Source organism: Gordonia sp. UBA7860 (genome assembly GCF_002500165.1).
GTDB lineage: Bacteria > Actinomycetota > Actinomycetes > Mycobacteriales > Mycobacteriaceae > Gordonia > Gordonia sputi.
In genome coordinates this window covers 6,277-6,832 of the sequence record NZ_DLSO01000163.1, presented here as the reverse complement: position 1 = coordinate 6,832, position 556 = coordinate 6,277, and the positions used below count along the sequence as shown (strand labels likewise).

At 63.7% G+C, this 556-nt stretch carries 1 protein-coding gene; it reads right to left on the bottom strand.

The genetic code is table 11. The features are described 5' to 3' along the window. The coding region (locus B3T59_RS20270; protein ID WP_287004974.1) for an acyl-CoA dehydrogenase family protein at window positions 1–556 on the bottom strand (556 nt) is incomplete at both ends.

The window sequence follows — 556 nt, the reverse complement described above, 5'->3', positions numbered from 1 at the left end:
AGGTAGGAGAACCCCTTGCCCCCCTCGCCGAGCCGGTCCTCGACGGGCACGCGCACCGACGAGAAGGAGAGTTCGGCCGTATCCGACGCCTTGAGTCCGATCTTCTCCAGCTTCCGCCCGACGGCGAATCCCTCGGAAGTGGTGTCCACCACCAGAATCGAGAGTCCGGCACGACGATTGTCGGGATCGAATGGTGCGGTGCGGCAGACCACCAGAATGCGGTCGGCGAGTGCACCGCCGGTGATGAATGTCTTTGCGCCGTCGAGGATGTAGTGGCTGCCGTCTTCGGAGAGCCTGGCCGTCGTCGAAATGTTCGCGAGGTCGGAGCCGGTGCCCGGTTCGGTCATGGCGATCGCGAACATGATGTCGCCCGAGGCGAATCCGGGTAGCCAGCGCTGCTTCTGTTCGTCGGTCGCGTACTCCATCAGGTACGGCAGGATCAGATTGGTGTGTACTGACTCGCTGCCGAAGGTCACGCCCGCGAGCGAGGTTTCCTCCGACACGACAAGCGAATACGTGAAATCGTGTACGCCGCCGCCGCCGTACTCCTCGGGCA